Source organism: Thiocapsa sp. UBA6158 (assembly GCF_002423035.1).
GTDB lineage: Bacteria > Pseudomonadota > Gammaproteobacteria > Chromatiales > Chromatiaceae > Thiocapsa.
Genome location: NZ_DIUM01000040.1, coordinates 1 through 24653, shown reverse-complemented (window position 1 = coordinate 24653; position 24653 = coordinate 1). Strand labels below are relative to the sequence as shown.

Annotated in this window: 21 protein-coding genes; 10 read left to right on the top strand and 11 right to left on the bottom strand. The window is 65.3% G+C overall.

Translation table 11 applies throughout. From position 1 onward, the window contains the following. Positions 1–24 precede the first annotated feature (24 nt). Positions 25–348, bottom strand: coding sequence for a sel1 repeat family protein (locus B4N44_RS06260; protein WP_296698132.1), 324 nt, complete (start codon positions 346–348; stop codon positions 25–27). 239 nt (positions 349–587) lie between these two features. Here B4N44_RS06260 and B4N44_RS06255 point away from each other — a divergent pair, with 239 nt between their 5' ends. From B4N44_RS06255 to B4N44_RS06240, 4 genes are all read left to right on the top strand, one after another. Beyond that, complete coding sequence (locus B4N44_RS06255; RefSeq protein WP_296698130.1) at positions 588–1844, top strand: DUF1015 domain-containing protein; 1257 nt, start codon at positions 588–590, stop codon at positions 1842–1844. Positions 1845–2039: 195 nt separating this feature from the next. Further along, positions 2040–4253 (top strand): GTP diphosphokinase, encoded by a 2214-nt coding sequence (relA, locus tag B4N44_RS06250; protein ID WP_296698127.1) that lies wholly within the window; start codon positions 2040–2042, stop codon positions 4251–4253. A gap of 1 nt (position 4254) precedes the next feature. After that, the gene (locus B4N44_RS06245; RefSeq protein ID WP_296698124.1) at positions 4255–5376 is read left to right on the top strand and encodes a phosphotransferase enzyme family protein; all 1122 of its coding nucleotides are present in this window, start codon (positions 4255–4257) and stop codon (positions 5374–5376) included. 124 nt (positions 5377–5500) lie between these two features. Next, positions 5501–5860 carry a hypothetical protein gene (locus B4N44_RS06240; RefSeq protein WP_296698121.1) on the top strand — a complete coding sequence of 120 codons (360 nt, stop codon included), beginning with the start codon at positions 5501–5503 and terminating at the stop codon, positions 5858–5860. Here the strand turns inward: B4N44_RS06240 and B4N44_RS06235 are convergent. Then, entirely contained in the window at positions 5832–7352 is a 1521-nt protein-coding gene (locus B4N44_RS06235) for a B12-binding domain-containing radical SAM protein (RefSeq protein ID WP_296698118.1), read from the bottom strand. The two genes, B4N44_RS06240 and B4N44_RS06235, sit on opposite strands and share 29 nt — an antisense overlap. A 327-nt stretch (positions 7353–7679) precedes the next feature. Between B4N44_RS06235 and B4N44_RS06230 the strand changes: the two genes are divergently transcribed. The 3 genes from B4N44_RS06230 (at position 7680) to B4N44_RS06220 (ending at position 13038) form a co-directional block, all read left to right on the top strand. After that, positions 7680–8873: a response regulator gene (locus tag B4N44_RS06230; protein WP_296698115.1), complete on the top strand. Its 1194-nt coding sequence runs from the start codon at positions 7680–7682 to the stop codon at positions 8871–8873. A gap of 312 nt (positions 8874–9185) precedes the next feature. Continuing rightward, positions 9186–9374 carry a hypothetical protein gene (locus B4N44_RS06225; RefSeq protein ID WP_296698114.1) on the top strand — a complete coding sequence of 63 codons (189 nt, stop codon included), beginning with the start codon at positions 9186–9188 and terminating at the stop codon, positions 9372–9374. Positions 9375–9384: 10 nt separating this feature from the next. Further along, entirely contained in the window at positions 9385–13038 is a 3654-nt protein-coding gene (locus B4N44_RS06220; protein ID WP_296698111.1) for a response regulator, read from the top strand. 91 nt (positions 13039–13129) lie between these two features. Here the strand turns inward: B4N44_RS06220 and B4N44_RS06215 are convergent, their stop codons facing one another. After that, the gene (locus B4N44_RS06215) at positions 13130–14098 is read right to left on the bottom strand and encodes an MBL fold metallo-hydrolase (RefSeq protein ID WP_296698108.1); all 969 of its coding nucleotides are present in this window, start codon (positions 14096–14098) and stop codon (positions 13130–13132) included. Positions 14099–14599: 501 nt separating this feature from the next. Between B4N44_RS06215 and B4N44_RS06210 the strand changes: the two genes are divergently transcribed. Continuing rightward, on the top strand, positions 14600–15385 hold the full coding sequence (locus B4N44_RS06210) for a DUF2189 domain-containing protein (RefSeq protein WP_296698105.1): 786 nt from the start codon (positions 14600–14602) through the stop codon (positions 15383–15385). A gap of 166 nt (positions 15386–15551) precedes the next feature. On the opposite strand, the gene B4N44_RS06205 is transcribed toward B4N44_RS06210, so the two are convergent. The 8 genes from B4N44_RS06205 to B4N44_RS06170 all read right to left on the bottom strand — a co-directional run bounded on the left by B4N44_RS06205 (position 15552) and on the right by B4N44_RS06170 (position 22267). Beyond that, complete coding sequence (locus tag B4N44_RS06205; protein ID WP_296698102.1) at positions 15552–16241, bottom strand: sulfotransferase family 2 domain-containing protein; 690 nt, start codon at positions 16239–16241, stop codon at positions 15552–15554. Between the two features lie 96 nt (positions 16242–16337). Continuing rightward, a complete protein-coding gene (gene xerC, locus B4N44_RS06200; protein ID WP_296698099.1) occupies positions 16338–17252 on the bottom strand; it encodes a tyrosine recombinase XerC in 915 nt (304 codons plus the stop codon). Between the two features lie 167 nt (positions 17253–17419). Then, a complete protein-coding gene (locus B4N44_RS06195; RefSeq protein ID WP_296698096.1) occupies positions 17420–18121 on the bottom strand; it encodes a DUF484 family protein in 702 nt (233 codons plus the stop codon). Positions 18122–18185: 64 nt separating this feature from the next. Beyond that, positions 18186–19016: a diaminopimelate epimerase gene (gene dapF, locus B4N44_RS06190; protein ID WP_296698093.1), complete on the bottom strand. Its 831-nt coding sequence runs from the start codon at positions 19014–19016 to the stop codon at positions 18186–18188. Between the two features lie 8 nt (positions 19017–19024). After that, positions 19025–19696 carry a class I SAM-dependent methyltransferase gene (locus tag B4N44_RS06185; protein WP_296698091.1) on the bottom strand — a complete coding sequence of 224 codons (672 nt, stop codon included), beginning with the start codon at positions 19694–19696 and terminating at the stop codon, positions 19025–19027. Next, positions 19693–20943, bottom strand: coding sequence for a diaminopimelate decarboxylase (gene lysA / locus B4N44_RS06180; RefSeq protein ID WP_296698088.1), 1251 nt, complete (start codon positions 20941–20943; stop codon positions 19693–19695). The genes B4N44_RS06185 and lysA overlap by 4 nt, the downstream gene beginning before the upstream one ends. A 55-nt stretch (positions 20944–20998) precedes the next feature. Beyond that, positions 20999–21208, bottom strand: coding sequence for an LPS translocon maturation chaperone LptM (lptM, locus tag B4N44_RS06175; RefSeq protein ID WP_296698085.1), 210 nt, complete (start codon positions 21206–21208; stop codon positions 20999–21001). 192 nt (positions 21209–21400) lie between these two features. Next, entirely contained in the window at positions 21401–22267 is an 867-nt protein-coding gene (locus tag B4N44_RS06170) for an META domain-containing protein (protein ID WP_296698082.1), read from the bottom strand. 356 nt (positions 22268–22623) lie between these two features. Between B4N44_RS06170 and B4N44_RS06165 the strand changes: the two genes are divergently transcribed. Then, positions 22624–23613 carry a TolC family protein gene (locus B4N44_RS06165; protein WP_296698080.1) on the top strand — a complete coding sequence of 330 codons (990 nt, stop codon included), beginning with the start codon at positions 22624–22626 and terminating at the stop codon, positions 23611–23613. Next, positions 23610–24383 carry an efflux RND transporter periplasmic adaptor subunit gene (locus B4N44_RS06160; protein ID WP_296698078.1) on the top strand — a complete coding sequence of 258 codons (774 nt, stop codon included), beginning with the start codon at positions 23610–23612 and terminating at the stop codon, positions 24381–24383. The genes B4N44_RS06165 and B4N44_RS06160 overlap by 4 nt, the downstream gene beginning before the upstream one ends. Positions 24384–24653 lie beyond the last annotated feature (270 nt).

Sequence of the window (24653 nt, the reverse complement as noted above, 5' to 3'; positions counted from 1 at the left end):
GGGCGCCAACTGCTCTTTTTAGGTTCAATGCTGCGATGCGGGGGCCGGGTGGGTTGCACGATGTGCGACTGCCAGCTCTTTGGCCGCGTCGAACTCGGCATCGGTCATCTGGCTGCCGATGATGTTGCGCAACAGATCGGCATCCGTGTCGCCTTGGGCGATGGCCAGCGACAACCAAAAATGCGCGCGGGCGAGATCGATCTCGACCCCCCGCCCCTCGGCATAGATGAGGCCCATCGCATACTGGGCGTCCATCTCTCCGCGCTCCGCGGCTTCGCGAACGCGTGCGACCTTCGACGGATCGTTGCGCAGCAAGATCAGGTCCTTGAGGTAGTTGTTGTCGGCCATGCTGTCGATTCTGATTCGTGGGTGCAGGATCCGCATGAGTATAGAGCAGCTTTTCGCCCTCGCGTCCGGCCTCGACCCGCCCGACTCGACTTCGCACGGCTCGCGGGTCTGCAGGTCGCGCGGCGGTTCGACACGTCGGATTTGGCCGAAGCGCGATCCGAGCTGATACCATTGGAGCGCGGACACCGACGTTCCGAACGCCATCCATTCAGTCTCGACGCCACCGACGGTGAGTCTCCATGCCCCTGATCAAACCTTTCGCGGCGCTCCGGCCGGCCCCCGCGCATGCCGCGGACGTGGCCGCCCCGCCCTACGACGTGATGAGTGCTGCGGAGGCGCGTCGGATGGTCGAAGGGCGCCCTTGGAGCTTTCTGCACATCTCGCGCCCCGAGGTCGATCTGCCCGAGGGCATCGATCCCTACAGCCCGCCGGTCTATGCCAAGGCACGCGAGAATCTCGATCGGATGCTGGGCGAGGGCCTGTTGGTGCGCGACGCGTCGCCCGGTTACTACCTCTATCGTCTGACGATGGGCGCGCATCGCCAGATCGGTCTGGTGGCCGCCGCCTCGATCGACGCCTACGACCGGGATCGGATCAAGCGCCATGAGCTCACCCGTCCCGTCAAGGAGGACGACCGGGTGCGCCAGATCGATGCACTGAACGCTCAGACCGGACCCGTCTTGCTCGCCTGCCGGGCGCGACCGGACATCGATGCCCTGCTCGCCGGTCTCGCTAGCGCTCTCCACGGCGGCACGGCCGAGACGGACGTCACCGCGCCGGACGGGATTCGGCACGAGCTTTGGCCGATCATGGACGCGGCGCCGGTCGCCGAGCTGACCGCCGCCTTCGAGGGCCTGGACGCACTCTATATCGCCGACGGCCACCACCGCTGCGCCGCGGCCTCGCGCGTCGCCGCCATGCGCCGTGCCGCGAATCCCGGTCATACCGGGGCCGAGCCCTACAATTTCATGCTCGCCGTGATCTTCCCGCACGATCAGATGCGGATCCTGGACTACAACCGAGTGGTCAAAGACCTGCACGGTCACAGCGTCGAGTCCCTCATGCAGCGACTCGCAGTCGCCTTCCAGATCGAGGGGGGGCCGGGACCTGTGAGTCCCGAGCGTCCCGGCGAATTCGGGATGTACCTTGCCGGTCACTGGTATCGGCTGGTTCTGGATCCGGGGCGGATCCCCTACGACGACCCGGTCGGGCGGCTCGATGTGAGCCTGCTGCAGGACAACCTGATCGGCCCGATCCTCGGCATTCAGGACCCGCGGCGCGATGACCGGATCGACTTCGTCGGCGGTATCCGCGGCCTGGAGGCGCTGTCCGAGCGGGTCGATTCCGGGGAAATGGCCGTTGCCTTTGCGCTCCATCCGACCCGGATGGAAGACCTCATGGCCGTGGCCGATGCCGGCGAGGTGATGCCGCCGAAGTCGACCTGGTTCGAGCCGAAGCTGGCGGACGGACTGACGAGTCATCTGTTGACGGATTGACTGCGCTAGGGACCTCGCGGCACAAGGCCGGTAAATCAACGCGTCGGATCCTTGGAGCGGGCGTCTCCTCGCGTCTGCGTCAAAAATCCAGCGCGGGTGTTCTTGGCGCCCATTGCGCCTGTGCGTCTCAAAGTCCGGGATTTTAGGGTCAAACACCCCAGACCGACCGCTGCCACCAGGAGTCGCTTCGCCCTCATGGTCAAACCCACCTATAACCTCCCCGACTCGCATGGCAACGACGACGAGGCGATCCGTCACTGGCTCGACGGGTTGGCGAGCCATTATACGACCGAGGAGCTCAAGCAGATCGCCGGCGCCTGCGCGGCGCTGACCCGTTGCCGCGGCGACCGGCGTATCGAGACGGGCGAGACCCACGTGCGTCACGTGCTCTCCACCGCCGACATCCTGGTGCGTCTGCGGATGGACTTCGAGACCCTGATCGCAGCCTTACTCAACGGCTGTCTGGATCAGGGTGACCTCACCGAGGCGCAGCTCGAGGAGCGCTTCGGCCCGGGGATTGCGCGGATGGTCGGAGATCTCGCCCGTATCGGCCAGATCGCCAACATCGACGCCATCATCGCCGCCAAGGATCAGGACGAGCATGAGGAAAACCTGCGCCGCCTGCTGCTGGGCATCGCCGAGGACGTACGGGTGGTGTTGGTCGTGCTCGCCGAGCGCGTCCACCTGATGCGTGCCATCAAGGACCTGGAACCGGAGCGCCGCGTCAAGATCGCGCGCGACACCCAGCGCATCTATGCCCCGCTCGCCAACCGTTTGGGCATCTGGCAGGTCAAGTGGGAACTCGAAGATCTGAGCCTGCGCTATCTCAAGCCCGATGAGTACAAACGCATCGCCAAGCTCTTGGCCGAGCGCCGCAAGGAGCGCGAAGACTACATTGCGACGGTCATCCAGACCCTCTACGAGAAGTTCGGCGAGGCCGGCATCCAAGCCGAGATCACCGGCCGCCCGAAACACATCTACAGCATCTGGCGCAAGATGCAGCGCAAGGATGTCGAAATCGCCGAGATCTTCGACCTGCGTGCGGTGCGCATCCTGGTCGGTTCGGTCGCGGATTGCTACGCCGCGCTCGGGCTCGTGCATGGACTCTGGAAGCACATCCCCAAGGAGTTCGACGACTATATCGCCACGCCCAAGGGCAACATGTATCGGTCGCTCCACACCGCCGTGGTTGGGCCGCAGGACAAGCCTCTCGAGGTGCAGATCCGTACCCATGAAATGCACCAGCATGCCGAATTCGGTGTCGCCGCCCACTGGGCCTACAAGGAGGCCAAGGGGCATGATGCCGAGTTCCAGCGGCGCGTCATCTGGATGCGCAACTGGCTGGAGCTGAAAAACGAAGGCGACGAGACCGGCGGCTTCCTCGAACGCTTCAAGGCCGAGTTCGAGCCGATCCACATCTATGTGCTGACCCCGCAATCCAAGGTCATCGAGCTGCCCAAGGGCTCCACCGCACTCGACTTTGCCTACGCCATCCACTCGGAGGTCGGCAATCGCTGCCGCGGCGCACGCATCAACGGGCGGATCGTCCCACTCAACTACGAGCTGCGCAGCGGCGAGACCGTCGAGATCCTGACCCAGAAGAACGCCTCGCCCAGCCGCGATTGGTTGAGCCCGCATCACGGCTATCTGACCACCGCGCGCGCCCGCAACCGGGTGCGCCAATGGTTCAAGCAGCTCGATCACGATCAGCATCTGCAAGGCGGCCGCGTCACGCTGGAGCGCGAACTCGGCCGACTGGGCATCGCGGAGAAGCCCAACCTGGAAGAGCTCGCGATCCGCTTCAACTTCAAGCGCGGGGAGGATCTGCTGGCCGCGATCGGGCGCGGGGATCTATCGGTCGGACAGGTCGCGCGCCAAGTCGGGGAGCGCAAGACCGAGGAGATCAAGGAGATCGAGCCCAGGCTCCGCCAACCGCACAAGCCGCGCGTGGAGGGTGCCAGCGATGTCGTGGTTGAGGGCGTCGACGATCTCATGACCCATCTCGCCCCTTGCTGCAAACCTGTCCCCTACGACCCCGTCATCGGTTTCGTCACCCGGGGTCGCGGCGTCACCGTTCATCGCAAGGACTGCGGCAACCTCAAGAACCTGCCGCCCGCGGAGGCCGAGCGCCTCATCGAGGTGCGTTGGGCGGATCAACCCGCCGATGCCGGCTATTCGGTGGACGTGCTGGTGATCGCCGCGGATCGTAAAGGTCTGCTGCGCGATGTCTCCTCGGTGCTCTCCGACGACGACGTGGACGTGCTCGGCGTCAACACCCACTCGGAGCGCTCCACGGACACGGCGGCGATGCGCTTCACGCTGGAGGTCAAGAATATGGCGCATCTCGAGAAGATCCTGGCGAAGCTGCAGCAGATTCCGGATGTCCTGGACGTGCGGCGGTCCTACTGAGATGCTGCGCGCAGAGCTTGAAGGGGCGCGACAGGCGCCGACGCACGTATCGCTCGGGAGCATCGTCGAGGCGTTCGAGATCGCCTCGCCGGTCGAGGCGATCGAGCCATACGGGCGCGGGCTGATCAACGATACCTTTCGCATTGCGGCCGGCGGCAAGCGCTATGTGCTCCAGCGCATCAACGGCGCGGTCTTTCCGGATCCGTTGCGGATCATGTCCAATATCCGGGCGCTCGATCGAGCGGCACGGCAGCAGCCCGATCTCGGATTCAGGGTTCCGGCGTTGATCGCCACCCGTGGGGGCGAGGCGGGTCTGCGCGCGTCGGACGGCGGCGTCTGGCGTCTCATGACGCTGATCGAGGATGCCGTCGGCCTGCCCGGCATCGAGGATCCCGAACAGGCCCGCGAGGTCGGCAAGCTCCTCGGTCGCTTCCATACCTTGCTGCAATCGCTGTCCGCCGAGGCACTGAGCGTCACACTACCCGGATTCCACGACACGCCGGCCTATGTCGCGCGCTTTCTTTCGGTTCTGGAGCGGATCGAGGGCGCCCGCAACGACTCGGAGGTCGAGACCTGCGTCCGGTTCGCGCTCGACCGCCAAGCGCTCGCGACCCGGCTCGCCGATGCGCGCGACCACGGCGAGATCCCCGTGCGCATCATCCACGGCGACCCCAAGCTCGACAACATCCTGTTCGATCGCGACAGCCGGCGTGCACTCGCCCTGATCGACCTCGACACACTGCAACCCGGCCTCATCCTGCACGACATCGGTGACTGTCTGCGCTCATGCTGCAATCGCAGCGGCGAATCCGCGGACGGGCGCAACCGCGTAGCGTTCGATCTCGCCGTCGCCGAGCCGATCCTCCACGCCTATGCCGAGCAGACGCGCGATTGGCTGAGCGCGGAGGAGATCGCCCTGATCCCGGAGGCGATCCGCCTCATGCCCTTCGAGCTCGGCCTGCGATTCCTGACCGACCACCTCGAAGGGGATTGTTATTTCAAGGTTGCTGAGCCGGGCGAGAACCTCCGCAAGGCGGGGATCCAATGCGCACTGGTCACGGATATCGAAGGCAAGGCCGAAGACATCCGGGCGATGGTCAACCGCTGTTTTCACGCCCCCTAGTCAGTGCCGAGCGAGAGCGAGGCACAAGTCACCAGCGGCGGATGTCGCGCTTCCTGCCGTCGGCACAACGCGCGCCAACCGACGATTGCTCTTCAGGCTCATTCATCGCGAAAACCACACCATCATGCGCGCACCCGATGCCCGACTTCTGTCCGCTCTGACCCACCTCGCCGAGCTGCTCGCCCGCATCGGGCACCCGCGGGCCGCGGAGGTTACGGATCTGATCACCCTCTTCCCGGAGGCGCCCGAGCGCGTGCGGCACCGTCTCGACGCCAACGACTGGTGGGCCGGTGCCGGCTCGCTGGCGGCCGAGACCATGGCCGATAATCCCGGTCTGAGCAAGGCACTCTGGTGCCATGAGGTCCGCGCGTTTCGCGAGCTGATGATCGAGATCGGCGAGAACCTGCAGGCCGAAGGCGCCGCGAATCCGGGCATCTCTTCCTGGCTCCTCGCCTTCAACAACTGGAACGCGTCCGAGGTTTGAGATGACGCGCCTGGCGCGTCGGCAGCGTTCCCTCGACCTTCGGCGACGGCGGCGGGATCCGCCGCGTCGGGTCGAACGACAGGCGTCCACGCGCACCGCACGCGGCATAGTCGCTTCGCAACGCCTCGGTGGCCGACTCCGCCGTCCCCTGCAGCGACAGCCAGGCGTGCAGGCCCTCGTACAGATGCTCGAGCGGGATGCCGTGTGTCCTGCCCGAGTCCGCGTAAAACCAGTCTGACCAGGCGAGGAAGCGTTCGAAGGGCGTATCGCCCAGCAGGAGCGGCAGGGTGCGACCGAAGCGCCCCGAGTTGCCCACCAGATCCCAATAGCGTGCGAACCGCGTCAGCCGCTGCATGGTCGCCCGGTCGATGCGATCGCTCGCGATCAGGCTGTAGGGCGGATCCGGGCTGAACACGAGCCCGAACCGCTCGGCATGCCGACAGACCGGCGCACCGCGCAGCCGCTTGAGGGTCCCGACCTGGATCTCATGCGGACCAATTCCCGTCAACCGATCGAAGCCGGCCCCGAACGAGGCCGGATCCTCGCCCGGCAGGCCGATGATCAGATCGGCGTGCAGATGGGCCGTCGTTTCGGCATGCAGCCAGCGCAGATTGGCCTCGGCCTGCACATCGTTCTGACGCCGCGAGATCAGCGCCTGCACCTCGGGATTGAAGGTCTGCACGCCGATTTCCAACTGCAGCGTGCCCGCCGGAAACGCCGCGAGCATCCCCTTCAGCTGCTCCGGCAGATGATCCGGGACCAGCTCGAAGTGAAGAAAGGGCAGGTCGTCCGGGCGCTCCCGGATGCGGTCCAGAAAAAATCCCAGGATCGTCGAGGCGTGATCCATCTTGAGATTGAAGGTCCGGTCGACGAACTTGAAGCGTCGAGCACCGCGCGCGTACAGGCGCTCCAGCTCCGCGATCAGCGGTTCGAGCGGAAACGGCCACGCGGTCCGATCCAGCGCTGACAGACAGAAGGCACACTTGAACGGACAGCCGCGCGAGGCCTCGACATACAGGTTTCGCCGCCGCAGATCCTCGTCCGAGAACTCATCATAGGGAAAGCGGATCCTCTCCAGAGGCGGCTGCTTACCCGCCTGTACTTTCGCCGCGGGGCGCTGCCCGTGCAGGATCGCGCCCGCCAACCGTGCGAAGGTCACCTCGCCCCAACCCGTCACCACATAGTCNNACTCGACCTCGTGACTCACCTCCGGGCCACCGAGCACGATCACCACACCCGGAGCCGTCTCCTTGAGCAAGGCGACAACCCGCGTCAAGGGCTCGACGTTCCAGATATAGACCGACAACCCCACGATCCGCGGTCGTTCGGCCAGCACCTGCGCGACGACCTCCTCGGGAGCCGCGCCCAGCACAAACTCGCACAGCCTGCTGACCTCGCGCAGCGGCCCCAGATTCGCCCGCAAATACCGCAACGCCAGCGAGGCATGCGCATAGCGCGCGTTTAGGGTGGCGAGGACGATCGGGGTCGGCATGCAGGGCTCCTGGTTGGGTGAACAGGTGAAACCGCGTCCGGAGTGAGATGCTCACTTGCGAGAGAGCTCGGCGTTTGGTGCATCCACGGCCCTTCGCGGGGACGCGGTTGAGTTTGAACCCTTGTGTTTAAAAAATATTGCTTTACAGTTCTCGAACGGGGGCGTTGGGAACATTTTTAATCTCGCTGACCTCTGACGGCCATTCCATCCGGCTCTCGCACTTCGGGTCGCCTCGGCAGTGAGGATTTCGGGTCACGCAGAGTTGATTCCGTTGCAGCGAGTGGGCGAACAGGCACCTCGGCCTGCCATCCGTAGAGGAATCATCAGATGCTTACGGACCCTTTCCGTCAAGGACCCGACGTGGCGCCATCGCCGACGCCGTCGGGCACCGCGCTTTTACGCACCATCCTGATTGTCGACGATACGCCTCAGAACCTCAGCGTTCTCGGCGAGCTGTTGCAGCCGTTCTACCGGGTACGGGTTGCGAATTCGGGCGAGGGTGCCCTGCGCGCGGCGAGCTCGCCGCCCTCGCCCGACCTCATCCTCCTGGATGTGATGATGCCGGGAATCGACGGTTACGAAGTGCTCAAGCGACTTCGCGCCGACACTGCGACCGCGAGCATCCCGGTGATCTTCATTACCGCGATGGACGCCGCCGAGAGCGAGGAGCTGGGACTTTCTCTCGGTGCGGTGGATTACATCACCAAGCCTATCAATCCGGTCGTGACACTGGCGAGGGTGCGGACCCAGCTCGAGCTCAAAGAAGCCCGCGATCGGCTGGCGGCCGAAAATTCCTGGCTGGAGGCGGAAGTTGCGCGCCGTATGCGAGACAACCTGCTGATTCAGGATCTCAGCATCCGCGCCCTTGCCAACCTGGCCGAGGTGCGCGACAAGGAAACCGGGCAGCACATCATCCGCACGCAGCTCTACGTCGAAATCCTGGCCCGTCACCTCGCCGATCAGGCGCGCTTTAAAGAGGCGCTGGCAGGATCGCGTCTGGAGCTGACGGTCAAGGCGGCGCCTCTTCACGATATCGGCAAGGTCGGCATCCCGGATGCGATCCTGCTCAAGCCCGGGCCGCTCACTGCCGACGAGATGGAGATCATGCGAACACACGCGGCCATCGGCGCTTGCGCGATCGAGACGGCGATGGAGCAAGCCGTCACGGAGGCGGGTGACCTCGAGGCCGACCGAGCCCCGGAAGCCTTTACCTTTCTGCGGATCGCGAGCGAGATCGCGCTCGGCCACCACGAAAAATGGGACGGCTCGGGCTATCCCTCGGGGCTTGCCGGCGACGCGATCCCGGTATCGGCGCGACTGATGGCCTTGGCCGACGTCTTCGATGCCTTGATGAGTCGTCGCGTCTACAAACCACCGATCGCCTTGGACGAGGTGACCCAAATCATCCGCGACGGGTCCGGGAGCCATTTCGATCCCGCGATCGTGGACGCGTATCTGGCCTGTCGCGAGCGCTTCGCGGAAATCGCGGCGCGTTACCCGGATGCCTTGCACGGCGTATAGCCGCCGGCGCAGGCTAGGTGAGCGCACCTGACCGTTCAGCTCCTCGTCGACGTGCTTACTGCGTCGGCGCTCTGACTCCTGATCTTTGCCCTCGTGCGTATCCGGGTCTGGCCCCGGCGCTGGCCGAGCCTGGAGGCGGCTTTGCGTCGGCTTCCGGCAGGCGACCTGGATCCCGGGAGCTTGGCGCGCCGGCAGAGGGCAGGGCCGATCGCCCGGCCGAGCAGGCTGCTCAGTAGGCGCTCGCGCGTCGAGCTTCGGACTCGGGGTTTGCGGATCTGCCCCGCGGCCTCGCCGACATCGAGGGTTTGGGTTATGAATCAGGCCTGCGATTCGCCGGTTCTCGCTCGGACCGCTACCTTGACCTACTGCGCACGCTTCTCGACTGACACGCCGGCTCGAGGGCTGCTTGCCGAGGAGGACATGGCCGCGATCAAGCCCTTCCGAGACAACGCGGATCAGTTGGACGGCGTGCTCGGTCCGCACCTGCCGGAACCACCCTGAGAATAGGCGTATGAATCTCCATGCCGCTTGCTCGGTGAAGCCCGGGGTCCTTGCGCTCGCTTTGGCCTGGATGTGGTTTTGGCTCCCGCTTGGGGGCGCCTCCGTGCGCGCGGCCGAGCCCGATCAGGTGGTGTTGCGGGTCGTCGGCGACGAGAATTACCCGCCCTATCTGTTTCGCGACCAGGACGGTAAACCCGCGGGTTATCTGGTCGACCTCTGGCGGCTCTGGGAGACCAAGACCGGCGTCCCGGTCCGGATCGAGGTCGCGGGCTGGGCCGAGGCCCAACGCAGGCTCCTGCGGGGCGATGCCGACGTCATCGAGAACATCTACCGCACCCCGGAGCGTGAACCCAGCTACGATTTCAGCGCGCCTTACGCGACCCTGCCGGTGGCGATCTACAGCCATGACGCCATCCGCGGGATCAAGGATGTCGATGCCTTGCGCGGCTTCGAGGTCGGCGTCATGGACGGCGATGCATGTGTCGATCACTTGCTTCGGGCAGGCATCACGAATCTGCATCTCTACCCCGATTACACGACGCTGATCCGGGCGGCCATCGCCGAGGACATCAAACTCTTCTGTCTCGATGAATACCCGGCCAACTACTACATGTATCGGCTCAAGGCGCAGAGGGCCTTTCGCAAGGCCTTCGATCTCTATCGGGGAGAGTTCCATCGCGCCGTACGCAAGGGCAACACCGACATCTTGGATCTCGTCGAGCGCGGCATGGCGGCCATCACGCCCGAGGAAAGAGATGCGCTGCAGCAAGCCTGGATGGGGCAACCGATCCCCTACGTCGACTACCTCCGCAATGCGGGTCTGGTGGTGGGCACACTTCTACTGGCCTGGGGAGCACTTCTGGTCTGGACCTGGACGTTGCGCCGCCGCGTGGACGCCAAGACCGAGCAGCTACGGCTCGCCTTGGACGAGGTCGACGCGGCCCGCAAGGACAGCGAGGCCGCTCGGGATCGGCTGGAATTGGAGGTCGCTCGGCGCACCGCGGACCTCTCGGCGGCCTTGGAGGAGCAGAAGGCGCTCTTCGAGACGGCAACCTCCGGGATCGCGCTCATCACCGACCGCACCCTGAAGCGATGCAACCGGAGGTTGCATGAGCTATGCGGATGGCCGCTCGGCGCGATGGTCGGCCAGGGTGCTGCCATCCTGTGTCCGCAGGGGTCCGCCGCCATCGCCCTCGGCGATGCCGACCTGGAGATCCTGAGCGGGCGGATCCATCGGCGGGAGCAACAACTCATGCGCAGGGACGGCAGTCTCTTCTGGGCGCGGCTGACCGGCAACGCGGTGGATGTCGACGACCGCACCAAAGGGATCGTGTGGGTCATCGACGACATCACCGCCGAGCATGCCGCCGTCGAGCAAATGCGTGACGCCAAGAGGCTTGCGGAAGAGGCTGCGCGGCTGAAAACGGACTTTCTCGCCAACATGAGTCACGAAATCCGCACGCCCATGAACGCCGTCATCGGTCTGACCTACCTGGCGCTCAAGACCGACCTCACGCCGCGGCAGCGCGACTATCTCACCAAGATCCAGGGATCGAGCCAGCATCTGCTGGGAATCATCAACGAGGTGCTGGACTTTTCCAAGATCGAAGCGGGCAAGCTGCTGGTCGAGCACATCGACTTCGAGCTCGAGAGCCTGCTGCACAATGTGGCCAATCTGGTGGCCGCGCAGGCGGCGGCGAAGGACTTGGAGCTGATTGTCGAGGTCGAGGAGTCGGCTCCACGCCGACTGATCGGCGATCCGCTGCGCCTAAGCCAGATCCTGACCAATTTCGCCAATAACGCGGTGAAGTTCACCGAGCGAGGCGAGATCAAGATCCAGGTCAAGGTTGCAGAGTCGACGACATCCGAGATTCGGCTGCGCTTCGAGGTGAGCGACACCGGAATCGGGATCGCCGAGGATCTGCAGCCGCGGCTGTTCGAGAGTTTCCTGCAAGCCGATAGCTCGACAGCCCGCAAATACGGGGGCACCGGCTTGGGGCTGACGATCTCCCGGCGCCTCGCCGAACTGATGGGCGGCGAAATCGGTGTAGAGAGCACACCGGGCAAAGGCTCTACCTTCTGGTTCACCGTCAAGCTGTGCGTCGGACGGGATCCGTCACGTGTCTTGATCCCGAAACCCGATCTGCGTGGTCTGCGCGTCCTGGTGGTGGATGACAACGATAATGCGCGCGAGGTGCTCCGTCACCTGCTGCGAAGTATGACCTTTGCGGTCGATGCGGTTGCCTCGGGTGCCGCCGCAGTCGCCAAGGTCATGCAGGCGCGGACCGATAGTACGCCCTATCGCATCGTCCTGATCGACTGGCAGATGCCGGGCATGGACGGGCTCGCCACGGCCTGGGAGATTCGTCGCGTCACACTGGATGATCCGCCACATCTGCTGATGATCACGGCCCATGGCCGAGACGAGTTGATCGCGTCCGCCGCGGAGGCCGGCATTACGGATGTTTTGATCAAACCGGTGAACCCGTCGCTGTTGTTCGACAGCTTGATGCAGATCCTGGGGGCGGAGCACGTCGAAACGCAGACCGAGTCACCGCAACGTGCGGAAACGGCGAGCGCCGTACATGCGGTCGCGGGTGCCCGCGTTCTCCTTGCAGAGGACAACCTGATCAACCAGGAGGTGGCACTGGAGCTGCTTCGCGAGCTTGATGTCGTCGATGTCGATGTCGCCGAAAACGGCCTCGTCGCGCTCGACAAGTTGCGCTCCGGCCAGTACGACTTGGTCTTGATGGACGTGCAGATGCCCGGTATGGACGGGCTGACGGCCACACGCGAGATCCGCAAGCTCCCCGGGTTAGCCGAGCTTCCCATCGTGGCGATGACCGCCAATTCCATGCCCGGCGACCGCGAACGGTGTCTCGAGGCCGGCATGAGTGACCACGTCCCCAAACCGATTGACCCCGGGATCCTGGCGAGAACCCTCAAGCATTGGATCCGACGGCGTGACGACATCCCGTCCGTCGCGCGGCCCCTGCGCGACGCCGACACCCTGGCCCCGGCGATGGGCTCGGAACCAGCTTCGAGCGCGGAGATTGCCGCTCTGCGAGAGATCCCGGCGCTGGATGTTGCACGCGGCCTGCGCCAATCGCTCGGCAGGGAAGCCCTATACCTGTCTCTGCTCGAGACCTTCGTCCGCACCCAAGCCGACTTGGGTGCCCGGATCGCGACGGCGCTCGAGGCTGCCGACTGGTCCACGGCACGACGTCTCGCCCATACCCTCAAAGGTGTGGCGGCGCAGATCGGCGCCACGACCCTCTCCCGCTCGGCTGCTCGACTCGAGCTGGAGCTCCGTGATCAGCCGCCCATCGATACGCTTGCCACGCGATTGGCCGAAACCGGTCGGCAGCTCGATTCCCTCGTCGATGCAATCAGGCCCCGAGTGCTCCGGGGATGCGTGCTCGAGTCCTCGCCGTCTTGCGCCGATCCGGTGCTGCTGAGCTCGGTCTGTCGGGATCTCGCAGGAAGGCTCGCTGGCGACGACTTCACCGTCGGGCAGTTGCTCTCGGAGCAGGAGCGGCTACTGGCCTCGGCTTTTCCGAATCACTTTCCGCGGATCGCCGATGCGGTGCACCGCTTCGACTTTGTCTCGGCGCTGAACCTCCTCCGGGTGGCTGCGGCCACCCGGGAGATCGCCTTGGGTTGAGCATCCCCGGCTGTCCTTCTCGGTGATGAGCTGCTGCAACGGGATGAGCTCGGATATATCGCCCGACCGATCGGTCGGGGGTGTATCGCAACTATCGCGACCTCTCGCGCCGCTTCAACCAGACCTCCAGCCCTTGCGCATTCAGCTCCGTATCCAAGCTCAGCAGCTCGGCGATGGCGTCGTCCGACAGCGCGACACCGTGAGCGCGAGCGCCGGCGACCAGATAGGCACGGACAGCGCTCTTGATGCGGGACTCCCGGTCCGAATCAGCCTTTCCCTCCTCGGCGAGCGCGATGTCGGCGAGGGCGCGGATGCTGGCGCGCAGGTCGTTGACCAGTTCTTCCGGGTGTTGGACTCGGCCGTAGTGGGTGAGATACATGGCCTGTGGCGTGTAGGCCATGAGCTTGTCGAGGCTGGCGAGCCAGGTGTCGGGATCGAAGGCGACCGGGGTGGTCGGGGCGAACAGCCAGGGGCCGGCGGCGGTGTCGAATTCGCGGTAGGAGATGCCGAAGGTGTCGCCGGTGAAGAAGCCGCGGCTGGTCTCGTCGTAAATGCAGCCGTGGTGATTGGCGTGGCCGGGCGTGTCGAGGAAGATCAGGGTGCGGTCGGCGAGATCGAAGGTGTCGCCGTCGTTCGCGATGATGATCCGCTCCTCGGGCACGGGTGTGAGTGCGCCGAAGTCACGGGCAAAGGCGTCCTCGCCGTAGACCGCCGTGGAGCCGGCAGTGAGGCGGCTCGGGTCGATCATGTGGGTCGCGCCCTTGGGATGGATCACCAGGCGGGCGTTGGGGCACGCCGCCATCAAGGTGCCGGCTCCGCCGCCGTGGTCGAGGTGGACATGGGTCGGGACGACGAAGTCCACATGCTCCGGGGTCAGGCCCAGGTCGGCGATCACGCCGAGCAAACCCGGGACGGAGTTGGCGGCGCCCGTGTCGATGAAGGCAAGCCGGTCCGCGGAACGCACCAGGTAGCAGGCGGCGAGACCGTGCCGGTAGAGGCCGGTCTCGAGGCAATAGATACCCTCGTCGATGTGTCGGTAAGGTGCGGGTGCGGTGGACATGTGCGTGTGTGCTCCGATTCGAGTCGCCTGTTCTGGATGGGACGGAGTCTAAACCAAGCGCTGTCTTGATGCAGCGCAGCACCCGGCGGGATCCGGGGCCTGCATCGGGTAACCGCCCGATATCCCATCGATATTGTCCGCTTAAATTGCCTCCGGAATGACGTAATCCTCTGCCCCGTGGGCTCGCGGTCTCGTCCCGCTTCGTGCGAAGTGCAAATGGGTTGGACAAGCCATCGATAGTCAGACTCACAGCGGGTCGGATGCGAGAATCTCGGGATGCGCTCGAGGCGGTTCCGACGGAATGTCGGCCTTCGCACCGGCCCCGCGCTCAACCGACTTGCCTTTTGCGGCAACCTTGTAGAATCTTAGCCCCTCACTCAGCCTTCGCTTGGGGTCGTGTTGCTCGGCCACTCAAGGAGTTTCGGCCTGCAGGTCGGCCGATACTGCAGATCCGGGCAGCCCCCCCTCGCCGGTTTCCATAACAAGATCGGAGGAATCAGGATGGACAACACCGCCGTCGCGGACGAACCGCGCCACGTAGATCCTCGCGTCAACAAGATTACCCTGGATCACCCCTGGCAATGGCTTGCCAAAGGTTGGCAGGACATCAAGGCAGCACCTATACATAGTCTGAGATACGGCGCCATGATCGTACTGCTCAGCGGTCTGATCGTCTGGCTCACGGTCATCGGGCACTTGACCTTTTTGATCCCTTTCCTGACCGCAGGCTTCTTCCTGATGGCCCCGTTCTTGGCGATCGGGCTCTATCAGATGAGCGCGCACCTGGAGCGCGGGGAGCCGGTGGATCACTGTCAGGCATTGGAGGCGTTCAAGCGCAATCAGGGGCAGTTGGGGATCGCGATGGGGTTCCTCCTGATGACGATGCAGCTCTGGATCCTGGCATCCGTGTTTCTCTTCATCATGATGTTCAACGACCCCTTTCCGCCGTTTTCCCGCTTTATTCCGGTCGTCGTACTCTCGGGCGAGTACACGGGGCTCATGCTCGCGGTGATCCTGGTCGGTGCCTTCTTCGCCATCTGCGCCTTCTGCATCAGCGCCATCTCGGTGCCGATGCTCATCGACCGCCCGATCGACGGATTCACCGCAATGCGCACCAGCGTCCGCGCGGTGGCGCTGAATTGGTTGCCTATGCTGCTTTGGGCGGTGCTGCTGGTCGGGATCGTGGGGATCGGACTTCTGACCTTCTATGTCGGGCTCTTCATCGCCGTTCCCTTGGTAGGGCATGCGACCTGGTATGCCTATCGGGATTTGGTGCCCAGAGACTGAGTCGCTCCGGCCATCGTCAGGTGATGCAGAGCGCCACGGGGCATGCGTGACACCGCGGAGGGGTGTCACGAGCTCCGGAACGTTTTGGTGGCCGCTCTAATGAGCCAGCGCCGGCAGCACAGGAGACCGTCAGGCACGCTGCGCTCTGCCCAACGGCTGATGGGGTTCACGTATCGGTACACTTCGTTTTTGAAGCGTCAGGATCGAATCGGTAGCCGAGCAGCTCGACATCCGAGGCGAAGTGTCTCGCGACCAGCTCGGCGGTCGCATCCGTGTAATAACCGCGATAGTCCTTGCTCCGATCGGTGGCCTTGCGCGCATGCGGCAGTGCCGGCGCGGGGATGCCGATACGCTCGCACGCGATCGCGAAGTCCTCGTGCAGACGCTCGTAGCGACCGATGAAGTCGACGATCACGCCGCCGTGCAGGTCGATGAGGTAGTCGCTCTGCAGCTCGATCGAGGTGTCGACGTGATACTGGTAGGGCCGCTCGGGGTCGAGCTTCCAGCGCAGGAAGGGCTCGAACTCGGTGTGGCCGCCGAGGTATTGCGGACGCTCGCGCCGGATATGGTGAAACGAGCTGACCTGGAGGTCCCAGGGGTTGCGCACGAAAGCGAACTTGAACAGCCCGTCGAAGACCTCCTTGGGCAGCATCTCCTTGGCGGCGATCGCCTTGGCGTGGCGCGGCAGCTTGGTGGCGATGCGGTGCCCGCTGAGATGGCTCAGACGGCTGCACAGAAACATGGACCAGTACCAAGGGTCGCGCCAGCGCAGCCCTTCCAAGGCGGCGCGTACGCTGGTCCCGCCGGTCTTGGCGATGTGGACGAAGAGAAAGCGATATTTGGGCGAGAGCAGCATGGTGTCGGGTCAGCGCGGTTGATAAGCCTGAAGGCGGTCGTTGATTACGCCTAGCGTGAGATCGGCCCTCCCGGGTCCGAAGCTTGCCAGGCGACGTCACTCCGACCCGGGAGTCTTCTTCCTCGCGCGCGGGTGGGCCTGGTCGTAGACCTGTGCGAGATGCTGGAAGTCGAGATGGGTGTAGATCTGGGTGGTGCCGATATCGGAGTGGCCGAGCAGCTCCTGAACCGCGCGCAGATCGCCAGATGATTCCAGCACATGGGTGGCGAAGCTGTGACGCAGCAGATGTGGATGCAGGTCGCGCGTTGCGCCTTGCAAGCGGGCCCAGCGTGCGATGCGTACCTCGACCGTGCGCGGGTTGATCCGCGTCCCGCGGCTGCTGACGAAGAGCGCGGGCTCCCCGCCCGCGGCCAGGTTGGCGCGTACTCGCATCCAGCGTTGGATGGCTTCGCGGGCCTTGATGCCCACCGGCACGCGCCGGGTCTTGGATCCCTTGCCCAGCACGCCGAGCTCGCCCTCGACCATGTCGATGTCGCCGACGTTGACCGAGACCAGCTCGGCAAGCCGCAGGCCGGAGGAGTAGAACAGCTCGATCATGGCTTGATCGCGGATCGTGAGCAGATCATCGTCGACCGGATGGTCCAGCAGGCTGCATAGCTGATCGGCGTCGAGTGTCGCCGGCAATCGGCGCGGGCTCTTAGGTGCCCGCACCCCGACCGCCGGATTGGATCCGGCCAGACCTTCGCGCAGCAGCCAGCGATAGAGACTGCGCAGGCTGGAGAGCTCGCGCTGCAGGGTCTTTCCGGAGGCGCCGCAACGGTTCCGCCAGGCGAGATACTGGCGCACGGCCTGCTCGTCGAGCTGCTCGATGGCGAGTGATTCGGTCTTGCTCAGCCAGGCATCCAGCCGCTCGAGATCTCGGCGGTAAGCGATCAGGGTCTGCTCGGACAGCCGTCGCTCATGGGCGAGATGGCCGAGGAAGGATTCGATCATGTCACCCGATGTACTCATGTCTTAGTGGTGAGTGGTGAGTGGTGAGTTAAAGACGCGAGCTTCGGCGGGGACACGGTTTAAAGTTCTAATTTTTTCATCATCCTAAATCGCGTTACCACCGACGTTGAAGGATCCGGCCGAGGCGGATCCAATCCAACAACGATGCATATCGCTCCGAACGCGATTTAGGTCGTCTCGTCGCACTGCCCGAGCGGCACGATGCGCAGCTTTTGTCCGAGGATCTCGCCGAGCCGGTCGAGCAGCTCGGTGCCCATGTCCGGGCGAAAGCGCTCGCCGTCGTGGCTGCCGATCGCCAGCACGCCGGCATGGCCGTCCGCACGGAGCGGCAGCAGCGCGGCCGATCGGATCTCGGCCCCCGCCTCGCCGAAGAGGATCTGCGCCTTCTCGGCGTTCAGCGGACCGCACAAGGCATGGTGGCGATCGACGAAGTCGCGAAACGCCAGCGTCAACGGCTCTGCTCGGGCGCAGCTTTCCTCATCGGTCTGGAAGAGCTTGAGCGCCATCGCCTCGGCCGAGAACTCGGTCAGGAGCGCATCCTTGAGCAGGGCACAGATCTGCTGCGAATCCTGCGCGGCGATGAGCTTCAGCACGAGATGATGGAGCCGGCCCGAGAGCGCCTCGTACTCGCGCGCCCGCGAGATGAGGTGCGTGAGGCGGTGGCGCTCGGCCTCCAGCTGCTTGCGCAGGAGGCGGACCTGCTGCTCGATCAGAGAGACCGCAGCCCCCGAGTCGTGCGGGATCTCGAGCGCCGCCAGGACCTTTGGATTGCGGGCGAAGAAGCTCGGATCGCTCAGGAGATAGTCGATGACCCTGGATTCGAGATCCGGGTCTTCGGTCGCGACGGGCGCGGGTTCGATGGGAGTCATGCGCGATACCTCCCTGCGCCGGTCTGTTGGGTGTCGTGGACGCGGTCGGACCCGCCGAGGCTTCTCATAGAGTGATCTCGCCGTCGAAGACCTGCACGGCCGGTCCGGTCATCCAGACGGACTCGCCGGGCGCATTCCACGCGATCAGAAGATCGCCGCCGGGCAGGCTCACCCGAACCCGCGAGTCCACCAGGTCGCATTGTCGGGCGTGGACCATGGCCGCGCAGGCGCCGGTGCCGCAGGCCAAGGTCTCGCCGGCGCCGCGCTCGTAGACACGCAGGCGCAGATGATCGCGGGCGAGGATCTGCATAAAACCGACATTGACCCGTTGCGTGAAGCGCGGGTGTGCTTCGACCAAGGGGCCGATGCGTGCGACCGCAGCGCTGTCCAGATCCTCCACGAGGGTGACGGCGTGCGGGTTTCCCATCGAGACCGCGCCGATGACCAGCGACTCGCCCGCGACATCCAGGTTATAGGTGAGCGCTTGCCGATCCGCCAGAAAGGGAATCCGCTCGGGCTCGAATTCCGGCGCGCCCATGTCGACACGGACCTGACCGCCGTCCTCCAGATAGAGTCGAATCGGACCGGCGGCGGTTCCGACCGGGATCTCGTCGTGCTCGGTCAGGCCCCGGTCGCGCACGAAGCGGGCAAAACAGCGCGCACCGTTCCCGCACTGCTCCACCTCGGAGCCGTCGGCGTTGAAGATGCGGTAGTAGAACTCAGTGTCGGGCAGGCGCGGGGGCTCCACGAGCAGGATCTGATCGCAGCCGATCCCGAAGCGCCGATCGGCGAGCCGGCGGGCGAGTGCGGGGTCGATCGCGATGGGGTGCTCGGTGGCATCCAGGACGACGAAGTCGTTGCCCAGGCCCTGCATCTTGCTGAAGGCGAGTCGCATCCCGTCACTCACCCGGGCAGGCGTCCCGAGACAGCCAGATGGCGGTCGCTGACGACGCCGACCTCGAGCCCGTCGAGCCCCGCGGCGGCCAGCTGCTCGGCGACCTCCACCGGCTCGAAGGCGGCGAAGAGCGAGTTGCGGAAGTCATCGCGCAAGACCTTCGGCTCGCCGTCGGCATAGGTCGCCACCAGTGCCTCGACCCAACCGGCCGAGGCCGGGCGCATCAGGTCCATGATCAGCACCAAGGCGCCGGGCTTGCCGGTCTCGATCAGGGTCCGCCACAAGACCTGCGGGTCATGCAGATGGTGCAGCAGGCTGTTGGAGATGATCAGGTCGTAGCCGCCGCGATCCAGGGCCGCGGAGGGGATCCGGTCGCAGATCAGTCGACACCGCTTGGCCACACCGGGCAACGCATCGAGCGCGCCTTGCGCCAGATCGAGCATGGGTTGCGAGCCGTCGAGCGCATCGCAGGTCGCATTGGGCCAGGCGCGCAGGAAGCGGATACTGATGTCCGCCGGCCCACAGCCAAGATCCAGTACGCGCGCGCCCTCGAGTGGACCCGGATCGAGTCGGCGCAGCAGTTCGATGAAGAGCGTGTTGGATTCGTTGAAATCCGCTTGGGCATAGGCGAGCGCTTGCTCATGCGTGTCCATCAACTCGGGCTCGGGACGGCGCATCATGACGGTAGAACGGACTCCCCGGCGTAAAGGCTCGCGACGGTCTCGCGCTCGCGCACCAGATGCACTTGATCGCCGTCGACCATGACCTCGGGCACGCGCGGACGGCTGTTGTAGTTGGAACTCATGGTGAAGCCGTAGGCGCCCGAGCCGCGCACGGCGAGCAGGTCGCCCTCGCGCAAGGCGAGCTGGCGTCCCTTGCCGAGGAAGTCCCCGGTCTCGCACACCGGGCCGACCAGATCGTAGCGAGCCGGCTCGGCCTCGGTGTTGCGGATCAGCGGCACGATGTCCTGAACGGCCTGATAGAGCGCGGGGCGCACCAAGTCGTTCATCGCCGCGTCCAGGATCGCGAAGTGGCGCTTGCCGTTCTCCTTGAGATATTCCACCCGGGTCAGCAGCACGCCGGCATTGCCGGCGATGGCGCGGCCGGGCTCCAGCATGATCTCGTAGGGGCGATCGCCGAGCTGGTAGCTCATGGCCGCGGCATAAGCGGCAGGCTCCGGCGGGTGCTCTTCGGTGTAGCGAATGCCGAGTCCGCCGCCGATGTCGAGATGCACAATCGGGATGCCGAGCTCGCCGAGCCGCTCGGCGAGGGTGAGCACGCGCCCGAGTGCGTCGATGAAGGGGGCCAGATCCGTGAGCTGCGAGCCGATATGACAGTCGATGCCGGTCACCCGCAGGTTCGCCAGCGCCGCGGCCTGGACGTAGACCTCCTCGGCCGCGTGGATGTCGATCCCGAACTTGTTCTCCTTCAGACCGGTGGCGATGTAAGGATGGGTCTGGGCATCGACGTCGGGATTCACGCGCAGCGACACGGGCGCGATCACGCCCATCTCCCCGGCGATCCGATCGAGCCGGACCAACTCGGACTCGGACTCGACGTTGAAGCAGCGGATCCCGACCTCGAGCGCGAAGCGGATCTCGTCCTCGCGCTTGCCGACCCCGGAGAAGATCACCTTGGCCGGGTCGCCCCCGGCGGCGAGCACGCGCTCGAGCTCGCCGAGCGAGACGATGTCGAATCCCGAGCCCAGGCGCGCCAGCACATTGAGCACCGCCAGATTGGAGTTGGCCTTGACGGCGAAGCAGACCAGATGCGGATGGTCGCGGAAGGCGCGGTCGAAGGCGCGCCAATGGCGCTCCAGCGTCGCACGGGAATAGACATAACAGGGCGTACCGAAACGCGCGGCGATGTCGGCGAGCGGGACATCCTCGGCGTAGAGGACATCGTCGCGATAATTGAAGTGATCCATGCGGTCTCGGGAGGCTCTCGGCTTGATGGAATTGGGGTGATTGGGGGCGATTCGGCTAGGGGCTGTCGGGAGGTGCGGGCGATTCGGAAGGTGCAACAGGGGCGCTCGGGACATCCGAGACGATCTCCGCTGCGGGCGCCGGCACCTCGACGACGGGCGGCTCGGGAAGATAGAGCGGGCCTTTCTGACCGCAGGCCCCGAGCATACTCGCGATGCCGAGCACGGTGACGAGGAGATAGAAGGCGGTTCTGGCCCAGCAGTGCATGCGTGCCTCGTTCAGGTCGGTCCCATGACGATCGGGAGTATAACCGGACTTGATCTTGGTCGGGCGGCTCCCGCGGGAGCCGCCCGACCAAGATCAAGGTGATTTTCGGGAGAGGGGCGCTCTCTACAGCCGCCGACGGTTGTTTGTTCCTCGCACGGCTCGGCACAACAGCGCATGGTGCCTTGATAGGCCTTAACGCATCTCGGTCGCCTGCGCGGCCTCGGGGACGACGCGGAAACGCGCCGCGGTTGCGCCGTCCTCGGTCTTCAGCCAGAGCTGCTCGCCCTCGATGCGATAGCCCCTTACCATCCCGAGCGCCGCGGCATAGCCCGCAGCCTGCTCGGCAACCGCCTGCGGACCTCGGCAGGCCATGCGGGTGGTGGCGATGGGTCCGATCATGAGTCGACCCTCGTCGAGGGTGAAGCCGCTCATGTAACGGTTGCAGCCGTCGGAGCCGGAGAGTGTACCGTCCGCGGTCAAGGCCAAGGTGATCTCGGAGCCCTTGAGCGCAGAGACCAGCGCCTCCTTGCCGTTGTTGTAGGTGTCCAGGCGCCAGGTGACGCCGACCAACGGGGTCTCGGCCAGCACGTCGAGCAGGATCAGCACGGCACCCTCGGCATCGAGCAGCTCCAACGTCCGGCCGTCCTGTCGATATCCAGCCACGGCGGCGAGATGCGCCGTGATCGCCTGTTCCACGGTCATCAGCGATTCCTCGCAGGCCATCATGGTCATGGCCATGCGCGGGTCGATCGTCAGACGATCGGCGTCGAGGGTGTAGCCGCCCGAGAAGCTGTTGCAGCCCGCGCTGCCCGAGACACGACCCTCGGCGAAGGCGAGTTGCGGCGGCGCCTCGCGTGGCTCGATGAAGACGAGACCGGCCTCGGCATCGGCATCCGCGCCGGTCTCAGCGTCGGATCGATAGGCGAGGATCCGCCACGGCGTCGCGTCGATGGCGGGCGCGGCAGTCTCGGCGCCGTCCGCGGGCGGCTCGTCGGTCGCAAAGGACGGAACGACCATGCCGATCAGGCCGAGAAGGACCAGGGTTCGAAGGGCTGACATGCGTGAGATCCTCTTGATTCCGGTGGGTTGGGTCAGGGGTTCGGCCATCGATGCAGTGCGTGCGGAGCGCCGTGTGCCGGCGTGGAACATGCCCCTCGATCGGTTGAGTGCAGCGGCACCTGGTCAGTGTAACCCTGCCCGAAAGACCTGCCGAGTCGTCCCGGGAAACCCGAGCGAATCGCTTGAGCCGCGACCTGGAATCGTCTTTAATCTCCGAGCCCACGGGTTCGGGGCGCACAGGTCCAGACTCACGAGCACCCACCCCACGAGGGTAAGCCGGCAACACAATGCGCGAGGTGGATCCGATCCATGACAGGGCCAACGTCCGAGATGCCGATACGCAGGGATCCACACCCATGAGGACCGTGGCGCGCCGGTGTGCGCTCGGATGCCGAATCCTTGTCCTGCTCGCCGGGGCCGTCTTCACCGTCCCGGCGGCGGCGATCTCCGACCCGCTCGGTTTGGATGAAGCCCTGGAGGCCGCGTCCGGTCACCCGCGGGTCGCGGCCTCGCCCGAGATCGCCGATCTCCTGCCCCGTCGCCAATCGCTTTACCTGGACTGTCAGCGGCTGGCCTTTCGCAGCTCGAGCGTCGCCGACCCCGAGCGTAACCGCCCGCTCGAACCCTTGATCAGCGCCCGAGACGCGCAGCGCCTGGAGATCATGGAGCGCTTCTTCGACGTGCTCCTCGCCGATCTGAGCTTCTCCACCGAAAGCGAGGCCATGGCGGTTGCCTACATCCAGTTCGACCGCGCCTCCGTGCGCAACGAGCTCGGCCAGATCTCGCCGCTGCGTGTCCTGGAGCTGGAGTCGGTCTATCAGGAGATCTTGCACCGTCGGGCCGCGAGCGAGATCAGCCAGCAGTTGACGCGCGCACTGCTCGCACAGGCGCTCGGCAATCCGGCCGATCTGCCGCGTAACCTGCTGCAGCCCACACTCACGATGCCGCCGGAGACCCCGCCGACGCTGGAGACCATCCTCGCGCAGGCGCTCGAGACCCCGGTCGTGCGCGACTTGATGGCGGGCCGCTCGCAGGCCGATCGGGATCTCATCGCGCTCGAGGTCCGCCAGCAGGCGCTGGAGCTGCTGCTGCGTCTACGCGCGCTGAGCGCCGCCGAGCGCAACCTGCGCACCGAGTTGGCCTGGCGCGACCTGAAGCTCGACGAAAGTCGCACACTCTACGAGCAGGAGGTGACCGCCGATCTGGGTTACTCCATGAGTCAACAGACCCAGACCCGGCAGCAGAGCCAACGGGTGAGCTTCTGCCGCGCACTGGTGTGGGCTGAGCTCGAGGCCCTTGCCGGGCAGTCCCTCGCCGAAGCGGCAGACGGAGAACAGAATCAATGACAAAACAGGCGTGGATCATCGCCCTCGGCGCGCTCATGCTCGCCACGGAGGCCTTTGCGGCCGAGGAGCTTAAGGGCTGGCTCGAATGGGTGCATGAGGTCGAGATGCGCGTGCTCGAAAACGGCGTGGTCGACGAGGTCCTCGTCAGCGCCGGTCAGCATGTCGTGAAAGGCGATCGACTCTTGAGGATGGATCAGCGCGAGGCCCAAGCCAGACTCCTGGAGGCCAAGGCACGCGTCGCCCGAGCGCGTGTGGAGGTGGAAAAGGCCGGGCGCGATCTCGTGCGCAGCCAAGAGCTGTTCGACCGCGGCTTGATCGCCATCGAAGAGCTCAAGGATGCGGAGCTTCAGCAGCTCGCCGCCACGGCGGAGGAGGAAGCGGCGAAGGCGTCCGAGGCCACGGCCCAAGTCGCACTCGAACACACCGAGCTGCGTGCCCCCTTCGACGGGATCGTGGTCTCGCGCAAGGTCTGGAACGGGGCGGTGATCTACAAGACCATCCAGCAGGAGCCACTGATCGTCATCGCGCCGGACGATCAGATGCTCGCCCGCGCCTTGGTGACCGCAGGGACGCTGCGACGCTTCAAACCGGGCCAGCCGGCACGCATCAAGATCGACGGGGCCGTGCGTGACGGGCGCGTCTACAGCCTCGGCGTGCAGGCCGTGCGTGTGGAGCTCGAAGGCGCCGTCTATTATCTCGACATCATCTTCGACCGCCGCCCGAACGAGCTGCTGCGGCCTTCCGAGACCGTGCAGATTGTTTTGCCCTGAGCATGCTGCATGGCGGGTAAATCGATGCTTGAGCACGCCTTCCCTAACCCACTCAGATGTCGGTATCGAGCATCCAGCGCATCAGGGATTTTCCCTGGGTTGCGGGGGCGGGTCGTCGACGGTGTCGTGCCCTTGCACCTCGCACCGCGAGAGTGATGCGACGAGGTCGCTGCAAAACTCGCGACCCCGGTGTCCGGACGCTCCTCTGCACGGCTGCAGAGGCCGAGGCGGTAAGGGATTGCCTGCCGACGGGCGGCGCGGCCATGCCGC

What these genes read in the sequence shown, in the direction of transcription:
- B4N44_RS06230 (WP_296698115.1), top strand. Translation starts at nt 7,680, where the DNA reads ATGCTTACGGACCCTTTCCGTCAAGGACCCGACGTGGCGCCATCGCCG.
- relA (WP_296698127.1), top strand. Translation starts at nt 2,040, where the DNA reads ATGGTCAAACCCACCTATAACCTCCCCGACTCGCATGGCAACGACGAC.
- xerC (WP_296698099.1), bottom strand. Translation starts at nt 17,252, where the DNA reads ATGAGTACATCGGGTGACATGATCGAATCCTTCCTCGGCCATCTCGCC.
- B4N44_RS06205 (WP_296698102.1), bottom strand. Translation starts at nt 16,241, where the DNA reads ATGCTGCTCTCGCCCAAATATCGCTTTCTCTTCGTCCACATCGCCAAG.
- B4N44_RS06215 (WP_296698108.1), bottom strand. Translation starts at nt 14,098, where the DNA reads ATGTCCACCGCACCCGCACCTTACCGACACATCGACGAGGGTATCTAT.
- B4N44_RS06195 (WP_296698096.1), bottom strand. Translation starts at nt 18,121, where the DNA reads ATGACTCCCATCGAACCCGCGCCCGTCGCGACCGAAGACCCGGATCTC.
- B4N44_RS06260 (WP_296698132.1), bottom strand. Translation starts at nt 348, where the DNA reads ATGGCCGACAACAACTACCTCAAGGACCTGATCTTGCTGCGCAACGAT.
- B4N44_RS06210 (WP_296698105.1), top strand. Translation starts at nt 14,600, where the DNA reads ATGGACAACACCGCCGTCGCGGACGAACCGCGCCACGTAGATCCTCGC.
- B4N44_RS06220 (WP_296698111.1), top strand. Translation starts at nt 9,385, where the DNA reads ATGAATCTCCATGCCGCTTGCTCGGTGAAGCCCGGGGTCCTTGCGCTC.
- B4N44_RS06160 (WP_296698078.1), top strand. Translation starts at nt 23,610, where the DNA reads ATGACAAAACAGGCGTGGATCATCGCCCTCGGCGCGCTCATGCTCGCC.
- B4N44_RS06245 (WP_296698124.1), top strand. Translation starts at nt 4,255, where the DNA reads ATGCTGCGCGCAGAGCTTGAAGGGGCGCGACAGGCGCCGACGCACGTA.
- lysA (WP_296698088.1), bottom strand. Translation starts at nt 20,943, where the DNA reads ATGGATCACTTCAATTATCGCGACGATGTCCTCTACGCCGAGGATGTC.
- B4N44_RS06225 (WP_296698114.1), top strand. Translation starts at nt 9,186, where the DNA reads ATGAATCAGGCCTGCGATTCGCCGGTTCTCGCTCGGACCGCTACCTTG.
- B4N44_RS06255 (WP_296698130.1), top strand. Translation starts at nt 588, where the DNA reads ATGCCCCTGATCAAACCTTTCGCGGCGCTCCGGCCGGCCCCCGCGCAT.
- B4N44_RS06185 (WP_296698091.1), bottom strand. Translation starts at nt 19,696, where the DNA reads ATGATGCGCCGTCCCGAGCCCGAGTTGATGGACACGCATGAGCAAGCG.
- B4N44_RS06170 (WP_296698082.1), bottom strand. Translation starts at nt 22,267, where the DNA reads ATGTCAGCCCTTCGAACCCTGGTCCTTCTCGGCCTGATCGGCATGGTC.
- B4N44_RS06165 (WP_296698080.1), top strand. Translation starts at nt 22,624, where the DNA reads ATGAGGACCGTGGCGCGCCGGTGTGCGCTCGGATGCCGAATCCTTGTC.
- lptM (WP_296698085.1), bottom strand. Translation starts at nt 21,208, where the DNA reads ATGCACTGCTGGGCCAGAACCGCCTTCTATCTCCTCGTCACCGTGCTC.
- B4N44_RS06240 (WP_296698121.1), top strand. Translation starts at nt 5,501, where the DNA reads ATGCGCGCACCCGATGCCCGACTTCTGTCCGCTCTGACCCACCTCGCC.
- dapF (WP_296698093.1), bottom strand. Translation starts at nt 19,016, where the DNA reads ATGCGACTCGCCTTCAGCAAGATGCAGGGCCTGGGCAACGACTTCGTC.